The organism is Pseudomonas sp. GG8 (genome assembly GCF_052976945.1).
Genome location: NZ_JBRIIP010000001.1, coordinates 3292540 through 3311136, shown reverse-complemented (window position 1 = coordinate 3311136; position 18597 = coordinate 3292540). Strand labels below are relative to the sequence as shown.

Sequence of the window (18597 nt, the reverse complement as noted above, 5' to 3'; positions counted from 1 at the left end):
CGGCTCAGAGGCGCACCCTTAACTCACTCGGCCGTGCCCCCTCAAACATAGCAATGGCTACGTTTGGGGGCGAACAACCCAACTGAGTGAGTAAACCTGCGAGATGACAATCAAAATCGATGTGGTCGAACAATTTTTGACCCGCCCAACACTGCGTGACGTGGCAACCGCAATGCTCCGTGACGCCCTAAGCGAAAAATACCCTGCGCTGAGCATTGAACCCGAGGTGGCGGTTGTGTCCGAACCGCCATTGAGTCGCGAGTACGCAAACACGGCAGGCCGCCTCATGACACTGACGGACTGTCTGCTGGATAATTTCTCTAGCCAGAGACCGTGGCACTTCACGCAAGGACAGCATGTGCTTGTGGCTCAGCCATCGGCTGGCGAATGGATGCCGCTGGCCGTCGATATGGCAGACATCAGCGCCCTGCTCGACAGGTTGTCGCTGGTGTTGATCGAAGGTTTTGAACAGGCTACTGCGGACTATTGGTGTCAGCCAAGCACCACGGGTATCAGTCGCTGGGAATGGTTGTCCAGCAGGCTGAAGCAGCAGCTCAGCGACAAGGTCATAGCGGGGGCTTTTCCGCAGCAGACTGACGCGCAACGCTCAGCCCTGAGTGCTGTTGCCATGTTTGCGGATAAGGCTCAACGCAACGCCTTGCTCGGTGCGATCCCTGGCAAGGCCGACGATGACCTGCGCGCGTGCATCGCTTACCTCAATATGGGCAAAGAGGGCGAATCCAACGACGAGCCACTGCCTGCGATTGTGTTGGTCGGGCACACGGCTGGAGACGAGATCGTGATGGTGTGCTGGCCTTCGGGGAAGGTCGAATCCTGTTCATCCCAGGATCAGTTAGGCGTAAGCCTGGGTGCGAGGCTCGGCAGAGAGTGGGACGTCGATCAGCTCCAATGGACGCTGTATGAGCCCGAGGGCAATATTTTCGAGGCGTTGACTCAGGTCCTTCTGGAGACGCAGTTGAACACCCTGCAGGCGCTGAAAGGTGCTGATTCGTATGACCTTGAGTCTCTAGAGCAACACCTGGCCTCGGTCACAGACCTGTGCAGCATGTTCGACGCGCCGGCCTCTGCCGATACCCGGGTTCCGACACTGGCCCTCGAGACGCTTCCCGAATGGCTTCAGCATGCCTCGATAACTGACCGTTTGGATTACAGCCGATATCTGACTGCGTTAGCGGTAGAGCAGAAACACTCGAACGGCCAATCGTTTAATGACGATTTGCCGTCGATCACCGATTTTACGCTTCAGACCTTGCGCCTGAATGTGCTGGAAGACCATCCCGGTGCCAGCGACTTGTCGCTGGACGACATCGAGATCGTGATCGACAAAGTGACGGCTGCAGCGTTGCCATCGGGCGGGCAGATCGTGTCGGTAGGCGGGGTTGAACGGGTGCGTATGACACTGAGCGAGTTCGCACTGGAAAACCTGTCGAGTCTGCCCTATGGAAGCATTACCCTGCATCGTGCCGGCGCTCAGCCAATACCCGACTGGTTCTCGGTGGACTACCTTAAAGCGCTGACTGCACGCGCGAACATTGGCCAGGCCTATCCTCATCTGCTTGAGCGGTCTCTGATTACCGATACCGAGGAAGCCGGGCGGCGTCAGGTATTGTTTGCCCGACAATTGCGGATTCAGTTGCCGCTCAAGGCGCTGGAACAGAAGATCAAGGGAGAGGGCGGGTTCAGCGAGGCGGGTTATCGCAATGTCGCCGCGCTCATGAAAGCGTCAGGCGAACGAAAGGTCGGGACTCACGGCATCGTCATCCGGCCCTTGGCATTCTTCTCGCACCCAGGCGCAAGCGCTGACGTGGTCAGCAATATGTTCGTGATTGGCCCTGAAAAAGTGGCTGCCGGGCCGCATGTGCTTTACCGGCCGTTCGCCAGTCAGTCGTTGACTGAATTTGGCTCATGGTCAGCGCTGCTGGCTGCCATACAACAACCGGGCGACATGCAGGAGACCGTTCTGGTTTGGCTGGGTGACCGGGCGCGATTGAACTACGCCAACGGCGGCTTTCAGGAACCGCATAGTGTGCGCTTCGGTCTGGGCTCCGAGTTTGCGCCGCTGGAGCGCCCGCAACCAGCTGTGCTGAGTGTCGACACGGTTGATGGCGACCCATTGCTCGTCCTTTTTGCCGCCAATGCCCGGGCGCTGGTTGATCTGGCTGACCGAAACTCAGTCTCTAACACCGAAAGTCGCTGGGCGAGGCTCAAGCAAGGTGGCTGGTTGCTGCTCAATGTCCTGCTGCCTTTTGTCAGTGGTCCGGTGGCCAATGCCGTGTGGCTTGCACAGTTGATGGTCAGCGTTGATCAGGCGCTGAAGGCTCAAGGCAGCACTGATGCCAGCGTCCAGGCCACCGCGCTGGCCGATTTTTTGCTGAATATTTCTCTGATTCTCATGCACCAAGGTCTCTCTGTCAGCGGGTCAGCCATTCGTACATCAGGGCTGAGCCGCAGAGACGAGGCAGCCCCATCGGTTGTGGCTGAAATGGTTATTCGGCAATCCGAGCCGCTGGCGATGCAGCCGATTGGCGCCGGACGAACTGTGCTCGATTTCACTTGGTCGAATCCGAGGAATCAATTGACCGCGACTCAACGAGGGATTTTGGACACCTTTAAGGTCTCGCTTGCGTCGACCCTGGGGGCTCCTGCGGCTGCCGGTCCTCATGAGGGTTTGTATGAGGTTGAGGGAGCATGGTATGCCAGGGTCGATTCAGACCTTTACCGGGTGATGCTTGAGGAGGACGGCGTCGTCGTTGTCGACTTGAATGATTCACTGCGAACCGGGCCGTGGCTCAAGCATGATGGTCCGGTCTGGGATCTGGACCTGAGGCTGAGATTACGCGGTGGAGGCCCCAAGAAAAAAGCTGGAAAAATGATTGAGGAAAACGCCGCCAAGCTCAAACAAATCACGGAAAGCAGGATGCAGTCACAGTCGCGTTTAGACGCACTGTATAAAAAAATCATGGCTTACGACACGCAGCTCCGGACCGCGACCGGCGAGCTTCGCTCATTGTTTTTCCTGCGTTATGAAAAAGATTTGCAGGAAGTCGTTGAAGTTGTCGAGCAAAAAATCAAGCAGGGCCAAGCGTTGAGGTCCGCAGATCGTCCTTTAGAGCAGGTGACTGCGGCTGATCTTCGGGGCGCTGCCAGGCACGTGTGTTATTTCGAAGGGCTTTTGCTTCAGGATATTCAACGCATGACGCGGCATGACATCGCGATCCTGCAAGAATCATCCTCGGATGGTGTGGTGGTCCCCGCTAATGTCGATGCATACCTGAATTTATTCAGGAAGCTTCTGGTGCAGCAGGAAATGGGCGCGAAATGGGCAGATGCCAGGGAATTACTTTGGCAGCAGTTGCGTGCGGTTCCCAAGGTGGGAGAGTCGCTTTGGCGCGTCGAGGTATTGGAATTGCACAAGAATAATATGTTCACCCGTCTGGAGTGGAAAGTGACGCGCCTGTTCTCTTTGCTTGAACTGTGTTTCAGCAAAGAACAAATGCTCATGGATCAAAGCTTGAAGCAGCTCAAGGCGTTGCGTAACGACGACGGCCTTCACGGTGCACTCAGTTCTCACGCCGAGCTGGACAAGCCTAACGACTACTCGCTGATCGAGCAGATCAACGTGCTTGAAAGTGCATTTCGCGAATATGGCAGGGCCGTTGATATTGCGGTTTATGCGCAGTCCTTTGAAATTGACTCTGTTCAGAGTGAGTACCTGAAGCGATTTTTGGCTGAGATGGTTGCCATACGTGACAGCGCGGAAACCCGTTTGTCTGCGCTGATTCAAGAGGAAACAGACTCGTCTGCACTGCCGTCTGAATATGTACCCAAGGTTGAGCAGCCCAGGAAAAAAATAATCAGGACACGAGGTCAGCGCTCGCTGGTGGGGCAGGTTCGCTCGGAAGAACCGGATTTTCCCGGCGAGGTTGTAGATGTGACCGACCTGATCACCCATCGAGTCATCGGCTCCTATCACCAGCATGCCGACGGGGAATGGGTGGGCATCGAGACTGCTCAGCCACCCACGACCACCCCGAAAGTCAAAAACGTGCCATTGAATGAGTTGCAACGCGATGCGCTTGAGTCGCTCAGTCAAGTGGAGCGAACAGTCAGCAGCGCCTGGCGTCAGTCCAAGAGGGCCAGTGAACCTGAAGATATGCAAGATATTCTGGTGCAAAAGGCCGGAAAGCTGAGCGAGCTTGCGGACCGGCTCGACGTGTACAGCAATGATGCAATGCTGGCTGAATCGGTTTATGCGCAGGTGGTCAGCGTGCTCAAAGACCTTCGGGCGGCAGCGGCCCGATTGACCAAAGAGGGGCGCAGCATTCGTATCAGTATGATCAAGGCTCGGCCGCCGACGGCGGCACGAATCAACTACCTGGATAGGCAAGGGGAGGTCAATATTTCACGCTTCGACGGTAGAAAGAACTTGTCGGGTGCCCGGCGTGACGACTTTCTGCAGGAGTACGCGATTCGCGACAAGGACAACCAGATCTTATGGTGGGCGCATTTTCATTACGCCACAGAAAGCGCCAGTTCCGAGGCCTTCACGGCTGCACATCTGAAGTTACCTGAACAGAGACGTCTGGGTTATAAGGCTTTGCTTAGAGCCGCCAGTGACAATAAAGAAGTCGTGAGCATTTACCGCAGTGTAATTGGCAAGGAGCTGGCGCAACGCTTGTTCCTGGTGTTAGCTCGCTGATACGAAGCACAACAGCCTTGCTCAATTCTGCGTGAGCAAGGCTTCTCGCAAGTCGTCTGAGACCCCCTGAGTCCCTAGCCAGATCGAGAAATATACCTGGGCCAATTCGCTGTCCCGGCTGCTGAAGATGACCTTGCTGTTGCATTCCATCTTCAGTCCCTGGCCAGGCTGCCAGGTCAAGGCGTACCTGTCTCCGCGACGAATACTCTGGATGCTCTGATTGATCTGATCCAGTTGTGGTTGCAGGCGGGCGAGGGTTGCTGTGTTTTGCTGGCGTTCGAGCGTAGCACTGGCGGCTTTGATCACGTCCTGACGATCAATGTCGCGAAAATAATACAATTCGAGGCGCTGCGTTTTTTGGGCGGAAACCGCCTGTTGGACGCTGGTCGAAGGTTCAGCAAACAGGGCTGCAGCGTATACGTCGACCCATAAATACGTCAGTACCGCCTGGCTCTTGCGTTCAAGCACAGGTGAGTGGTCGCTGAGTTGCGCGGGGAAGTTTGCTTCCTTGAGGCGCTCTGCTTGATTAGCCAGTGCCAATGGACTGAATGTCAGCAGCAGGTAAATCATCAGATGTCGCATAATGGCCGCGCTTCGTTGAATGCCTACTGACAGGTTAAGTCAATTTTTGCTCGATGCCGGGCTTGCGAGGAATAAATGTGTTCCGATTGGATAGCAGAATCGCGCGCGCTCAATTGCAGCGTTTGGCTCGTCAAGTTTTGGATGCCCTTACTGCTGATGGGCTCCATGGCCGCATGCGGTTCGGGTGATGGCCTGGAACGCTTTGGCGGTCCGACCATGGGCAGTACGTATTCGGTGAAATACATCCGCGGCCCCTCCGGGCCAGACGTTGCGCACGTCCAGCCGGAGGTGGAAGCGATTCTGGCTGAAGTCGATCAGCAGATGTCGACCTACCGCAGTGATTCCGACATTGAGCGGTTCAATGGGCTGCCAGCGAACAGTTGTCAGACGATGCCCGCAGGGGTGTTGGCGTTGGTGCGGGTGGGGGAGCAATTGTCCATCGACAGCGACGGCTCATATGATCTGACGGTGGAACCCTTGCTCGATTTGTGGGGTTTTGGCCCGCAGGCCCGGGTCGAGCAAGTGCCGACGCCTGAGCAGTTGGCCGTGGTGCGCCAGCGGGTGGGGTATGGTCACTTGCATATCGACGGCGATCAGTTGTGCAAGGATGCGTCGGTGGAGGTGGACTTCAATAGCATCGCAGCCGGTTATGCGGTGGACCGCATCAGCGCGCGGATGCAGGCGTTGGGTATCGGCAGTTTTTTGGTCGAGGCGACAGGTGAACTCAAGGCGGTTGGGAAAAAAGCTGATGGTTCGCCCTGGCGTGTAGCGCTCGAAGCGCCCCGGGACGATGAGCGGGTCGTCGAAAAAACCATCGAACTCGATGGTTATGGCGTCTCCACCTCTGGCGACTACCGTAACTATTTCGAACAGGATGGGCACCGTTACTCCCATACCCTTGATGCGTTGACCGGTGCGCCCATTGATCATGCGCTGGCATCGGTCACCGTTATTGATCACTCGACGTTGATGGCTGATGGTTTATCCACTCTGCTGCTGATTCTCGGACCGGAACGGGGTTGGGCTTTTGCAGAGCAGCATAAAATTGCCGCTTTTTTTGTGATTCGTGTCGACAAGCGTTTTATCATCCGCAGCAATCCGGAGTTTGACAGGCTGTTTGCCGGGAAATCGCAGTAGTCCGACAGCGATTTATCACCCAGGCGTGTGATGTAGTGCAGACAGTATTAGCCTACGACGCGACCAAGGGTTAATGTTCGCCGCTTGCGCGCTTGGTTAGACTGCGCACCAGTTTCGATCCTTCATGCCGCTGGCCGCGGCATGATTTAGCCAGAGACGCCAGAGTGGTGCCTCGGCCTGTTCTAAAGGAGTACGCATGGCTGTCTACAACTACGACGTAGTAGTGCTGGGTTCAGGCCCGGCGGGAGAAGGCGCGGCAATGAACGCCGCTAAAGCAGGACGCAAAGTAGCGATGGTCGATAGCCGTCGTCAGGTCGGCGGCAACTGCACTCACCTTGGCACCATCCCGTCCAAGGCGCTGCGTCACTCGGTCAAGCAAATCATCCACTTCAACACCAACCCTATGTTCAGGGCCATTGGTGAGCCGCGCTGGTTCTCGTTCCCGGACGTACTTAAAAACGCTGAAAAAGTCATCGCCAAGCAAGTGACATCGCGTACCGGCTATTACGCCCGTAACCGTGTCGACGTGTTTTTAGGCACGGGCAGTTTTGCCGATGAGCACAGCATCGACGTGGTGTGCCCCAACGGTACGCTGGAAAAGTTGGTGGCCAATCAGATCATCATCGCCACCGGCTCGCGTCCCTATCGCCCGGTCGATATCGATTTCACCCACCAACGAATTTATGACAGCGACACCATCCTCAGCCTCGGGCATACCCCGCGCAAGCTGATCATCTACGGTGCCGGTGTTATCGGTTGCGAATACGCCTCGATCTTCAGCGGTCTTGGGGTGATGGTCGAACTGGTGGACAACCGTGAGCAACTGCTGAGCTTCCTTGATTCGGAAATCTCTCAGGCGTTGAGCTATCACTTCAGCAACAACAACGTAATGGTTCGCCACAACGAAGATTACGAGAAGGTCGAAGGCCTGGATCATGGTGTGATCCTGCACCTCAAGTCCGGTAAAAAGATCAAGGCCGACGCCTTGCTCTGGTGTAACGGCCGGACCGGCAACACCGACAAACTCGGGTTGGAAAACGTCGGGATCAAGGCCAACAGCCGTGGTCAGATTGAAGTCGACGAGAGCTACCGCACCAGCGTACCGACCATCTATGGTGCGGGCGATGTGATCGGTTGGCCTAGCCTGGCCAGTGCGGCTTATGACCAGGGTCGTTCAGCGGCGGGCAGTCTCGTCGACAATGGCAGCTGGCGTTTCGTCAACGATGTACCAACCGGGATCTACACCATTCCGGAGATTAGTTCGATCGGCAAGAATGAACACGAACTGACCCAGGCGAAAATACCGTACGAAGTTGGCAAGGCGTTCTTCAAGGGCATGGCCCGGGCGCAGATCTCCGGCGAGCCGGTCGGCATGCTGAAGATCCTGTTCCATCGCGAGACGCTGCAAGTGCTGGGCGTGCATTGCTTTGGTGACCAGGCGTCAGAGATCGTGCATATCGGTCAGGCAATCATGAACCAGCCGGGTGAGGCCAATACCCTCAAGTACTTCGTCAACACCACCTTTAACTACCCGACCATGGCAGAAGCTTATCGGGTAGCTGCTTACGATGGCCTCAACCGGCTTTTTTGAGCGGCTCCGGCCGGTGGCCTGAGCCGGCCGGGGAGACCGATTTCAGCAATTCCCGAGAGTGGCAGTGGCCAAACCGGGAAAGTCTGTAATCAGGCTATCTACGCCGAAGTCGGCGAGCCTGCGCATCAGCGCGGGTTCGTTGACGGTCCAAACAGATACGTGCAATCCCTGACGCTGGGCTTTCTGCAAGCGCTCGGGGGTGCACAGTGTCCAGTTCAACGCCAGAATCTTGCAGTCATAACTTTGCGCGACCTTCAGTGGGTCGAGCCAGGCGTATTCAGCCACCAGTCCGCGTGACAGGTCGGGTGTCAGGTCCAGCGCTGCGCGCAATACTTCCCGCGAACTCGACGTAACGGTGACCTTGTCCAGCAAGCCGTGACGCTGGGCCAACTCCCGAATTGCCAGCACGGTGGTCGCAGCGCGTGTGCGTGATGCGCTTTTGACTTCCAGTTGCCAATGATCGAAGGCGCATTGCTCGAACAATTCCTCCAAGCGTGGGATCGGGCAGGGATGAATCCAGCCGGGGCCGCCTTTGCGCGCATCAAAAGTCACCAAGTCAGCAGCGTCTTGCTCAATGACTTTGCCGCGCCGATCCGTGGTGCGTTTTAGCGTCGGGTCATGGATTACCATCAATTCGCCATCACGGGACAGGTGCAGATCCAACTCGCAGCGGCGAACGCCGTGCTTGAGGCATTCCTGGAAGCTGGTCAGGGTGTTTTCCGGTGCTTCGCCTTTAGCGCCGCGGTGGCCGTAAATAAGGGTCACGTTTACTCCTTGTGGGTTTTTGCGCTGCTTATTGCCTAAGCGTCTTCGTTACCTGGGTTCGGATGTTTTCACGGGATAGCCGAATTTGTCAGGTATCAAGTCTCTGAGCCATTGTTTTGCTCTCGCGCCAGGCGGCGTTGCTGGGATTGTCGTTGCAAAATATAACGGGCGAGCAGCTGTCGCTGGGCATCCGGCAGGTCCTCGAACTCAGTGCCGATTTCGAAATTTCCGATTTCGCGAGCGTCGCAGTGCGTGACCTTGGCGTTCATCATCAAGCCCAGTGCTTGTGGCATCAGCACCATCTTGATGGACAGTTTTGTGCCTGTGGGAATCGGCAGTGGATGATGAAACAGCACGCCGCCTTCGGAGAGAATCACCAGCTGTGGCTCGCCGATCTTGCCCAGGACGGTGTGTGCCACGACTTGGCCGAGCAAATCGATACGCTTGTTCAGGGCCTTTAGATAACTGCCTAGCGCGCGGTCGTGATCGCCTAACTGGCGTAGCAGATGTTGAGACTCGAACTCGCTGATGTGCAGCTCGCTGAGCAGGTTGAACAGCGTGGACGTGTCCTGCGCTGGCGCCTGATGGGGCGCGTGAGTGTCGGACAAGTGGTTAATTTCCAGTGCGATCGTGTCCTCGATACGGTAGTATTCGCGGCGATCTTCTTCATTTAATGTCGACATGGCGAACCCATGGTAGCGGCGGTGTTCTGAGTGTAAAGCTGCTCGCTGAGCCCCGCCACAAGGACGTTCCCTTTCCTCCGAACAAGCCCCGACATGTTCAGACCTCTTTTTGTATTTATTGGCACGCGTTATACCCGTGCAAAACGCCGCAATCACTTTGTCTCCTTCATTTCCCTGACGTCGATGATCGGCCTCGCCCTTGGCGTCGTCGTGATGATCGTCGTGTTATCGGTCATGAATGGTTTCGATCATGAGATGCGCACCCGTGTGCTGGGCATGGTGCCCCACGCGACCATCGAGTCCGATCAGCCGATCAGTGACTGGCAAAGCCTGGGCGACAAGGTCAAGGCGAACCCCAAGGTTGTCGCGGTTGCGCCGTTTACCCAGATGCAGGGTTTGCTGACCAGCAACGGTCAGGTGCAGAAGGTGCTGCTCAACGCGATTGATCCGGCGCAGGAGCGCAAGGTTTCGATCATCGATAACTTCATGCTGAAGGGGCGTCTGGATGATCTGGCACCCGGTAGCTTTGGGATCGTTATCGGCGACAAGGCCGCCACGAAACTGGGTGTAGGCCTCGGTGACAAACTGACCTTCGTCGCTCCGGAAGTGACGGTCACCCCCGCCGGAATATTTCCGCGGATGAAGCGCTTTACCGTCGTCGGCATCTTTCACGTCGGCGCTGGCGAGCTGGACGGCTACCTCGGCCTGACCAATCTTACCGATCTGGCGCGTCTGCATCGCTGGAAACCGGATCAGGTGCAAGGGCTGCGTCTGAAGTTCGACGACCTGTTCGAGGCGCCCCGGGTGTCATGGGAAATCGCGCAGACGTTGGGTGATCATAATTTCTATGCCCGTGACTGGACCCGGACCCAAGGCAATCTGTATCAGGCGATCCGTATGGAAAAAGCCATGATCGGCTTGCTGTTGTTACTGATCGTTGCGGTCGCTGCCTTCAATATCATTTCCACGTTGGTGATGGTGGTCAACGACAAGAAGGGCGATATCGCGATCCTGCGGACCCTGGGCGCTACACCTGGGCAGATCATGGCTATCTTTATGGTGCAGGGCACTGTCATCGGTGTGGTCGGGACGCTGATCGGTGCCGTGGTGGGGATTTTCGCCGCGCTCAACGTCAGCGCTGCGATCTCCGCGCTGGAAGGTTTGCTCGGGCACAAGTTTCTCAATGCGGACGTCTACTTCATCGACTACCTGCCGTCGCAATTGATGGCCGAAGACGTACTGCTGGTCTGCGGTGCTGCATTGATTCTGAGTTTTCTCGCCACCCTGTATCCAGCCTGGCGTGCTGCGCGCACCCAGCCTGCGGAGGCGCTACGTTATGAGTGAGTCGGGCATGAGTGATAAAGCAGTACTGAGTTGCCGCAATCTGGGCAAATCCTACGAGGAAGGCCCAGAATCGGTGGTGGTCCTTTCGGGCTTGCAACTGGAGTTGCACCCCGGCGAGCGCGTCGCCATTGTCGGCAGTTCGGGTTCCGGTAAAAGTACCTTGCTCAATCTGCTTGGCGGTCTGGATACGCCTTCGCAAGGCAGCGTGTGGCTGGCGGGTGAAGAATTGTCGGCGTTGGGCGAAAAAGCCCGGGGTCTGTTGCGTAACCGGGCGCTGGGGTTTGTGTATCAATTCCACCATCTGTTGCCTGAGTTCACCGCTCTGGAGAACGTCTGCATGCCGCTGTTGATCGGCCGGACGGCGATCCCGGAAGCCCGTCAGCGTGCCACCGAGTTGCTGCAGCGGGTAGGGCTGGGGCATCGCCTGGCGCATAAGCCATCGGAATTGTCTGGCGGCGAGCGTCAGCGCGTGGCGATTGCCCGGGCGCTGGTCAACCGGCCGGGACTGGTGATGCTCGACGAACCTACCGGTAACCTCGATCATCACACGGCGCAGGGCATTCAGGATTTGATGCTGGAGCTCAGTACCTCATCGCAAACGGCGTTTCTGGTCGTGACCCACGACATGGCTCTGGCCCGGCAGATGGATCGGGTGTTGCGTCTAGAAGATGGTCATTTGGTCGCTGATTGATTCAATCAACCCGGCGCCGGTTGTCACAGCGTCGGGGTTTTCATTTTTTCTACGGTGCTCCGCGAATGTTCAGACCGTTATCAATTTTTATTGGCGCGCGCTATACCCGCGCCAAGCGCCGTAATCACTTTATTTCGTTTATTTCGATGACCTCGATGATTGGCCTCGCGCTGGGCGTGTTGGCGATGATCGTGGTGCTGTCGGTGATGAATGGTTTTCAGCGTGAAATGAGTTCGCGGATTCTGGGCATGGTGCCCCACGCCGTTATCGCTGGCGTAACGCCGCTTGACGACTGGAAGCCCGCAGCCGCTGCGGCGATGAAGAACCCCGAGGTGACCGCTGCCGTTCCGTTCACTGAAATGGAGGGCATGTTCTCCTATAAGGGTTCGATGCAGCCGATCCAGATCAGCGGCGTTGACCCCGCGCTGGAGCACAAGGTTTCGATTGTTGCTCAGCACATCACTCAAGGGCGCCTGGAAGACCTCAAGGCTGGCGAATTCGGTGTGGTGGTCGGTGAGATCACCGCTCGACGTTTTCGCCTGAACGTCGGCGACAAGCTGACCCTGATCGTCCCGGAAGCCAGTAACGCGCCCGGCGGCATTACCCCGCGCCTGCAGCGGCTGACGGTGGTCGGCGTGTTCAAGGTGGGTGCCGAACTGGACGGTTCCATGGCTCTGATCAACGTCGCCGACGCTGCGCAAATGCAGCGCTGGCAGCCTGATCAAGTGCAAGGCGTACGTCTGGCGCTGAAGGATCTGTACACCGCGCCGCAAGTCTCGGCTGCCATTGTTGCCGGCCTCGGTGCTGATTACCGCGCCGATGACTGGACTCACACTCAGGGCAGCCTGTTCAGTGCGATGAAAATGGAAAAAACCATGATCGGCCTGCTGCTGTTGATGATTGTCGCGGTGGCGGCGTTCAACATCATTGCCACCTTGATCATGGTGGTTAACGACAAAGGTGCTGACATCGCCATCTTGCGCACCATTGGTGCCACGCCAGGGCAGATCATGATGATTTTCATGGTTCAAGGCACAGTCATCGGGATCGTCGGTACCCTTATCGGCGGCGTTCTCGGTGTGATCGCGGCGTTCAATGTCAGCGAGATGGTGGGTTGGCTGGAGCGCGTCACGGGGCAGCACATCTTCAGTTCCGATGTGTACTTCGTCAACAATCTGCCATCCCAGCTGCAGTGGGCAGACGTTGCGCTGATCTGCAGCGCCGGGTTTATCCTGAGTTTTCTCGCGACGCTCTACCCAGCCTGGCGTGCGGCACAGATTCAGCCGGCGTATGCGCTGCGTTACGAGTGATTGCTGTGCAGTGATTCACGCTTGAACTCAAGCCGGCAACTCAATCACAAAGCGCGTCCAGTCGTCCGCCGATTCGCAGCGAATCTGTCCGCCGTGGGCGCGGATGATTGACTGAGTGATCGCCAGCCCCAATCCCGCGTGCTCACTGCTGCCTTCGCTGCGTGCAGGGTCCGCACGAAAAAACCGATCGAACACATGGGGTAACGCTCGTGCCGGAATAGTTGCGCCGTTGTTTTCGATGCTCAGTTGCACCCCTTGATCCGAGTGGGATATGCGCATTGCGACCTGTCCGCCCGCCGGGGTGAAGCGCAGCGCGTTGTCCAGTAGGTTGGAGATAGCGCGGCGCAGCATGTTGCGATCACCGGCCAGTGTGGCGTTGCCTTCGCGTGACAGCCGCACCTGTGCGTCCTCGGCCAAGGGTGCGAAGAACTCCAGCACTGCGTCCGCTTCGTCTTCCAGTTGCAGGGTTTCCCGCATCGGGTTGAGCAAACCGTGTTCGGCCTTGGCCAGATACAGCATGTCGTTGATCATCTGCGCCATCCATTGCAGCTCCTCAAGATTACCGAGCAAGGCTTCGCGATAATCTTCGGTCGAGCGCGGGCGGGTGAGGGTGACTTGGGTGTGGGTCAGCAGGTTGGACAGCGGTGTGCGCAGCTCATGGGCGATGTCCGCAGAGAATGCCGAGAGCCGCTGAAAGGCGTCGTCGAGGCGCCCAAGCATGGCGTTGAAGGCGTGCGTCAGTTCCGCCAGTTCAGCGGGCATTTCCGTCTGCGGCAGCCGTGTGGTCAGCGAACTGGCTGAGACGCTGGCGGCGATTTCGCTCATCTGTCTGAGTGGGCGCAGGCCACTGCGTGCTGCCCATGCGCCCAGCAGTGCGGTGGCCAGAGCGGAAAAACCGACCGTGAGCCAGATCAAGTGCTGCATGCGCTGAAGAAAGTGTTGGTGATGAGTCACGTCCAGCAACAGCGTCAGCTGCGGTGAATTAACGGCCTCTGGCTCCAGCAAGGCGTGATACGTTCGATACTCAGTCTCTGCGCTGTGCAAGGTGTGCAGGCCGTGCGGAACGGACAATGTTGCCGGGAGCGTCGGCAGGCTGTCGAACCAGATGCCTCCGTCACTGCCGCTGATACGCAGCGCCAAGTCAGGCTGACGGCCGAGTTCGCTTTGCAGCGCCGCTTGTCGACCGATGAGATCGGTTTGGCTTGCAACACCCTTCAATACCGAGCGAAATGTCTGCAACTTGCTGTCGAGTGATTGTTGGTCCAGCTCGATGAAGTGTGCTTCGCTGGCTCGATTGAACAGTACGCCCGCGGTCAACGAAACCACGGCAGTGCAGGCTGCGAACAGCAGTGCCAAACGACTGCTGAGGGACAGGCGAGCCATCACAGGGGGCGCTCTTCAAGGACATAGCCCATGCCGCGCACGGTATGGATCAGTTTGTTTGGGTAATCATCATCGACCTTCAAGCGCAAGCGGCGGATGGCGACTTCGATCACGTTGGTGTCGCTGTCGAAATTCATGTCCCAGACCTGTGATGCGATCAGCGATTTAGGTAGCACTTCACCCTGGCGCCGCAACAGCAGTTCCAGCAGCGAAAACTCCTTGGCCGTCAGGTCGATGCGGTGTCCATTGCGCTCGACACGTCGACGCAGCAGGTCAAGGCGCAAATCCGCCAGTTGCAGATGGGTTTCCTGCGCGACGCTGCTGCCACGACGAAGCAGGCTGCGGACCCGGGCGAGCAGTTCAGAGAAGGCGAAGGGTTTGACCAGGTAATCATCTGCACCCAGCTCAAGGCCTCGAACCCGATCCTCCACTGCATCACGGGCTGTGAGAAATAGCACAGGCGTCTCCAGTCCGGCGCTGCGCACGGCCTGGAGTATCTGCCAGCCGTCGCGGCCGGGCAGCATCACATCCAGGATCAGCAGCGCGTAGTCGCCGCTCAACGCCAAGTGCTGTCCCGTGGTGCCATCGGCCACCAGTTCGGTGATGAAACCGGCCTCGTTCAGGCCTTGGCGCAGGTAATGGCCGGTTTTCGGTTGATCTTCGACGATTAGTAATTTCATGGGCGACTCGTGGCGACCGCGGAGGAGCTTATGCAGCGGTACTTTATAACGCGAATGGCAGATCCAAGGCCGAAGCTGACAAAGTTGTAATCTCCCGGTCAGCTAACTGCCAGCGCTGCCTCTCTACAGTAGGGTGATTGATTGTCGCTTATTTGGAGAAGTCTATGGTTTCGCTTGTTCGTATTGCCGTGGTCGCGGGGCTGCTGGGGTTGAGCCTGCCGCTAATGGCTTCGTCTGCCCATACACTGAACTTCGGTCACGCTGCTCCGGCGGCTCAGGCTACTCGCACGGTCGAGTTGACCTTGGGCGATATGTTTTTCCAGGACAAGGCTATTCAGGTCAAAGCGGGTGAGACGGTGCGCTTCGTCCTCGTCAACAAGGGGCAGTTGCTGCACGAGTTCAACCTTGGCGACGCGGCCATGCACGCGGAACATCAGAAGGAAATGCTCGCGATGCAGCAAGGCGGCATGCTCTCGCCGACGGGTATGAGTCATGAGGCAATGAGCCATGAGGCAATGGATCACGGCAGTATGGGTCATGACAGCATGATGCAAGGTGCAATGAATAATGATAAACCCATGAAACACGACGCCCCCAACAGCGTGCTGGTTGAGCCGGGCAAAACCGCCGAATTGACCTGGACCTTCAGCAAGGCCAGCAACCTGGAATTTGCCTGCAACATTCCCGGGCATTATCAGGCGGGTATGGTCGGCAAGATCAACGTCGTCGACTAGGCGCTGAAAGCTGCGGGCAAACCCTATAAACTTGCGGGGATTATTTAGCCAGGTCCCCGCCATGCATCCCGCAGCCGAACATTCGCCGCTGGGCAAGTCCAGTGAATACATTGCTACCTACACGCCGTCCCTGCTGTTCCCGATCCCGCGCGCGGCGAAATGGGCCGAGCTTGGGCTCACAGCTGAAACGCTGCCCTATCAAGGTGTCGACTTCTGGAACTGTTTCGAGTTGTCCTGGTTGCTGCCGTCGGGCAAGCCGGTGGTAGCTATTGGTGAATTCACCATCCCGGCAGACTCGCCGAATATTATTGAGTCTAAATCTTTCAAGCTCTACCTTAACTCGCTGAACCAGACCGAGTTCCCGGATCGCGCCAGCCTGGTCTCGACGTTGCAGGCGGATCTGTCTGCCGCCGCTGGCAAGCCGGTGGGCGTACGCATTCGCAGCCTGAGTGACGTTGAAGCAGAGGGTGTCGCGGCATTGCCGGGCGTTTGCATCGATGAGCTGGACGTGAGCATCAACAGCTATGAAACGCCGCGCCCAGAGCTGCTGCGTTGCGATGAATCGCGGGTGATCGAAGAAAGCCTGCACAGCCATCTGCTCAAGTCTAATTGTCCGGTCACTAGCCAACCTGACTGGGGTAGCGTTGCTGTGGAATATCGCGGTTCCGCTCTGGATCACGCCAGTTTGTTGGCCTATATCGTCAGCTTTCGTCAGCACTCCGATTTTCACGAGCAATGCGTCGAGCGGATTTTTCTCGATCTGCAACGCTTGCTCAAGCCAGAGAAGTTAACGGTCTACGCACGTTACGTGCGACGCGGCGGGTTGGACATCAACCCTTATCGCAGTACCGAGGCGATCAGTCTGGAAAACCGCAGGCTGGCACGTCAGTAAACGAAAAAACCCGTCTAAATCAGACGGGTTTTTGTGGTGCGTAACCGATGTGTTTCGCGGGTGGGCTTAAATCCCGATATTACCCAAGGTCTGAACAATGCTACGCAATGTTCCGGCAATGGCTGGATGTTCCAGCTCAAAGCGTTCGACGGCAAGATTGACGTTGTCAGCCAAGCTCGAATCCTGAGTCACGGTTTCCAGTTGCAGCTCCAGTTCGATCTTCTGCATCAGATCATGCAGGTGCTCGCGTTCCGATTCGGACAGCGGCGGGTTCTGCTCCAGTTGCTCGCGCAGGGTATTGAGTTGTTCTTGCAGTTCGCGGGCAGGCATAGCGTGCTCCCTTTATGGATAGTCTCTGGCATGGACCTTAGCGCTGAGCTAAAGGTCCTTGATAAGTATAAGACTAATCCACTCCGAAGCTGCATGCATGATCTTGATCAACGGGTCGCGATCAGGGTTTCTCACCCTTGGTGCGGCGCAAGCTGATATCGGCGAGGCAGGAAGCGAGTTCCCCAAGGTGATCGATCACTGAATGCACACCAAGGCCATACAGTTGTAGGGTCGCTTGGCCGCGTCGGTATTCGCGTTCAGTACTGTTCAGCGCTCGCCATTCACTAGGCGACAATCCGCAGAGGGGGCCGCAAGATGCCAGGCCGACGGTCCAGAGTCCGGCATTGAGCCCGGACTGCAGCAGGCGTGGTTCACCGCTGACGAGCACGCAGCCATCGAGTTGTTTCACCTTCAAGGCCATTAACGCCTGCCAGCAGGCATCGGGTGCGGGCCAGGCTGCGCAGGAGGGAGTGGCATGATCGGCCGGTTGAACCCATTCCAGCAGTGGCGCCGCCAAGCGCTGGCTGACCGTGGAGGGGAGATCATCCAGCCATACGCAAGGTACGCCTTGTCGGCTTAGAGTTTGCAGAATATCCAGAGCGCCCGGTGTGACGCGGGCCTGCTCGCTCATCTCGAATTGAATATCCTGCGGCTGTGCGTCGAGTGCGTTTCGGGCCGACACCGCTCGGGCGCGAGCACCAAAGTCGACCAGGCAGCCACTGAGGCCAAAGAGCAGGGCAGTGAAGGTCGGCGAAGGAGAGGGGGCTGGTGTGGCGCGTGGCGCAGGCATGGTGACGTCCCTGAAGTATCCTCACACGCTACGGGTGATAGATGACAGTCGCATGACGACTTAGTCACGAGGGTGGGCCGTTGATTTTGTGCTTTGTCAGCCTCTGGATCCACTAAGCTGCCTAAATAGTCGTGGAAGGCTTTATACTGCGCGTCTTGAGTTGCAGGGCGTAGCGCCCGTCCCATTACTGTCTCTAGGAGTGTCTGCTATGCCCGTGACTGGTGCAGGCTTTATCGATCGTCTGGCTCAATTGTGTATTTGTGCCGGTGTTGCGCTGGTTCCCATGGTTGCTCAGGCCGCTGATGAAGACCCTTGGGAAGGCGTCAACCGAGTCATTTTCCGCTTCAATGACACGCTCGATACCTATGCGCTGAAGCCATTGGCGCAGGGTTATCAGTACATCACGCCGCAGTTCCTTGAAGACGGCATCCACAACATGTTCAATAACATCGGTGACGTTCGCAACTTCGCCAATGATGTATTGCAGGCCAAGCCGTACGCTGCGGGCGTCGACACAACGCGTCTGCTCTTGAATACCACGCTTGGTGTGGCCGGCTTCTTCGACGTCGGTACCAAAATGGGTTTGCAGCGTAACGATGAAGACTTTGGTCAGACCTTGGGTTATTGGGGTTTGCCGAGCGGCCCATATGTGGTGCTGCCGTTGCTCGGTCCTAGCAACGTGCGCGATGGCCTCGCCCTGTACCCTGATACTTACGATGCACCGTACCATTACATGAATGACATACCGGCCCGTAACACCACGTGGGGTGTGGATATTATTGACACCCGTGCGAGCCTGCTGTCAGCTGAGAAGTTGATCCGCGGCGACAAATACACGTTCATCCGTAACGCCTACTTGCAAAACCGTGAGTTCAAGGTGAAAGACGGCAAGGTCAAAGACGATTTCTAGTCTTCCGGCCAGTAAAAAAGGCGACCTTCTGGTCGCCTTTTTTGTTTGATTTTCC

Annotated in this window: 16 protein-coding genes; 9 read left to right on the top strand and 7 right to left on the bottom strand. The window is 57.2% G+C overall.

Annotated elements, in window-relative coordinates; genetic code table 11:
* The first annotated feature begins 103 nt into the window (after positions 1-103).
* Positions 104-4720: a dermonecrotic toxin domain-containing protein gene (locus ACVBEG_RS16060; protein ID WP_447108047.1), complete on the top strand. Its 4617-nt coding sequence runs from the start codon at positions 104-106 to the stop codon at positions 4718-4720.
* A gap of 21 nt (positions 4721-4741) precedes the next feature.
* Here ACVBEG_RS16060 and ACVBEG_RS16055 read toward each other — a convergent pair whose 3' ends face one another.
* Positions 4742-5302, bottom strand: coding sequence for a chalcone isomerase family protein (locus tag ACVBEG_RS16055; protein ID WP_322216986.1), 561 nt, complete (start codon positions 5300-5302; stop codon positions 4742-4744).
* 141 nt (positions 5303-5443) lie between these two features.
* Between ACVBEG_RS16055 and ACVBEG_RS16050 the strand changes: the two genes are divergently transcribed.
* Positions 5444-6439: an FAD:protein FMN transferase gene (locus tag ACVBEG_RS16050; RefSeq protein WP_323569042.1), complete on the top strand. Its 996-nt coding sequence runs from the start codon at positions 5444-5446 to the stop codon at positions 6437-6439.
* 196 nt (positions 6440-6635) lie between these two features.
* Positions 6636-8030, top strand: coding sequence for a Si-specific NAD(P)(+) transhydrogenase (sthA, locus tag ACVBEG_RS16045; protein WP_322178590.1), 1395 nt, complete (start codon positions 6636-6638; stop codon positions 8028-8030).
* 42 nt (positions 8031-8072) lie between these two features.
* Here the strand turns inward: sthA and ACVBEG_RS16040 are convergent, their stop codons facing one another.
* Together ACVBEG_RS16040 and ACVBEG_RS16035 are read right to left on the bottom strand one after the other, a co-directional pair.
* Complete coding sequence (locus tag ACVBEG_RS16040; protein ID WP_322178591.1) at positions 8073-8795, bottom strand: glycerophosphodiester phosphodiesterase; 723 nt, start codon at positions 8793-8795, stop codon at positions 8073-8075.
* Between the two features lie 95 nt (positions 8796-8890).
* On the bottom strand, positions 8891-9478 hold the full coding sequence (locus ACVBEG_RS16035) for a PilZ domain-containing protein (RefSeq protein ID WP_322178592.1): 588 nt from the start codon (positions 9476-9478) through the stop codon (positions 8891-8893).
* A gap of 93 nt (positions 9479-9571) precedes the next feature.
* Between ACVBEG_RS16035 and ACVBEG_RS16030 the strand changes: the two genes are divergently transcribed.
* The 3 genes from ACVBEG_RS16030 to ACVBEG_RS16020 all read left to right on the top strand — a co-directional run bounded on the left by ACVBEG_RS16030 (position 9572) and on the right by ACVBEG_RS16020 (position 12823).
* Positions 9572-10822, top strand: coding sequence for a lipoprotein-releasing ABC transporter permease subunit (locus ACVBEG_RS16030; RefSeq protein ID WP_219063169.1), 1251 nt, complete (start codon positions 9572-9574; stop codon positions 10820-10822).
* A 7-nt stretch (positions 10823-10829) separates the two neighbouring features.
* On the top strand, positions 10830-11513 hold the full coding sequence (gene lolD, locus ACVBEG_RS16025; protein WP_219063168.1) for a lipoprotein-releasing ABC transporter ATP-binding protein LolD: 684 nt from the start codon (positions 10830-10832) through the stop codon (positions 11511-11513).
* Between the two features lie 65 nt (positions 11514-11578).
* Complete coding sequence (locus ACVBEG_RS16020; RefSeq protein WP_322178593.1) at positions 11579-12823, top strand: lipoprotein-releasing ABC transporter permease subunit; 1245 nt, start codon at positions 11579-11581, stop codon at positions 12821-12823.
* 27 nt (positions 12824-12850) lie between these two features.
* On the opposite strand, the gene ACVBEG_RS16015 is transcribed toward ACVBEG_RS16020, so the two are convergent.
* Positions 12851-14206: a heavy metal sensor histidine kinase gene (locus tag ACVBEG_RS16015; RefSeq protein ID WP_322178594.1), complete on the bottom strand. Its 1356-nt coding sequence runs from the start codon at positions 14204-14206 to the stop codon at positions 12851-12853.
* The gene (locus ACVBEG_RS16010) at positions 14206-14886 is read right to left on the bottom strand and encodes a heavy metal response regulator transcription factor (RefSeq protein WP_322178595.1); all 681 of its coding nucleotides are present in this window, start codon (positions 14884-14886) and stop codon (positions 14206-14208) included. The genes ACVBEG_RS16015 and ACVBEG_RS16010 overlap by 1 nt, the downstream gene beginning before the upstream one ends.
* A gap of 164 nt (positions 14887-15050) precedes the next feature.
* Here ACVBEG_RS16010 and copI point away from each other — a divergent pair, with 164 nt between their 5' ends.
* Together copI and queF are read left to right on the top strand one after the other, a co-directional pair.
* Positions 15051-15620: a copper-resistant cuproprotein CopI gene (gene copI / locus ACVBEG_RS16005; protein WP_322178596.1), complete on the top strand. Its 570-nt coding sequence runs from the start codon at positions 15051-15053 to the stop codon at positions 15618-15620.
* Positions 15621-15681: 61 nt separating this feature from the next.
* A complete protein-coding gene (queF, locus tag ACVBEG_RS16000) occupies positions 15682-16512 on the top strand; it encodes an NADPH-dependent 7-cyano-7-deazaguanine reductase QueF (RefSeq protein WP_322178597.1) in 831 nt (276 codons plus the stop codon).
* Between the two features lie 66 nt (positions 16513-16578).
* On the opposite strand, the gene ACVBEG_RS15995 is transcribed toward queF, so the two are convergent.
* The gene (locus ACVBEG_RS15995) at positions 16579-16842 is read right to left on the bottom strand and encodes a DUF4404 family protein (protein WP_322178598.1); all 264 of its coding nucleotides are present in this window, start codon (positions 16840-16842) and stop codon (positions 16579-16581) included.
* Between the two features lie 121 nt (positions 16843-16963).
* Complete coding sequence (locus tag ACVBEG_RS15990) at positions 16964-17632, bottom strand: HAD family phosphatase (RefSeq protein WP_322178599.1); 669 nt, start codon at positions 17630-17632, stop codon at positions 16964-16966.
* A 208-nt stretch (positions 17633-17840) separates the two neighbouring features.
* Between ACVBEG_RS15990 and ACVBEG_RS15985 the strand changes: the two genes are divergently transcribed.
* On the top strand, positions 17841-18542 hold the full coding sequence (locus ACVBEG_RS15985) for an MlaA family lipoprotein (protein ID WP_322178600.1): 702 nt from the start codon (positions 17841-17843) through the stop codon (positions 18540-18542).
* The last annotated feature ends 55 nt before the right edge of the window (positions 18543-18597 follow it).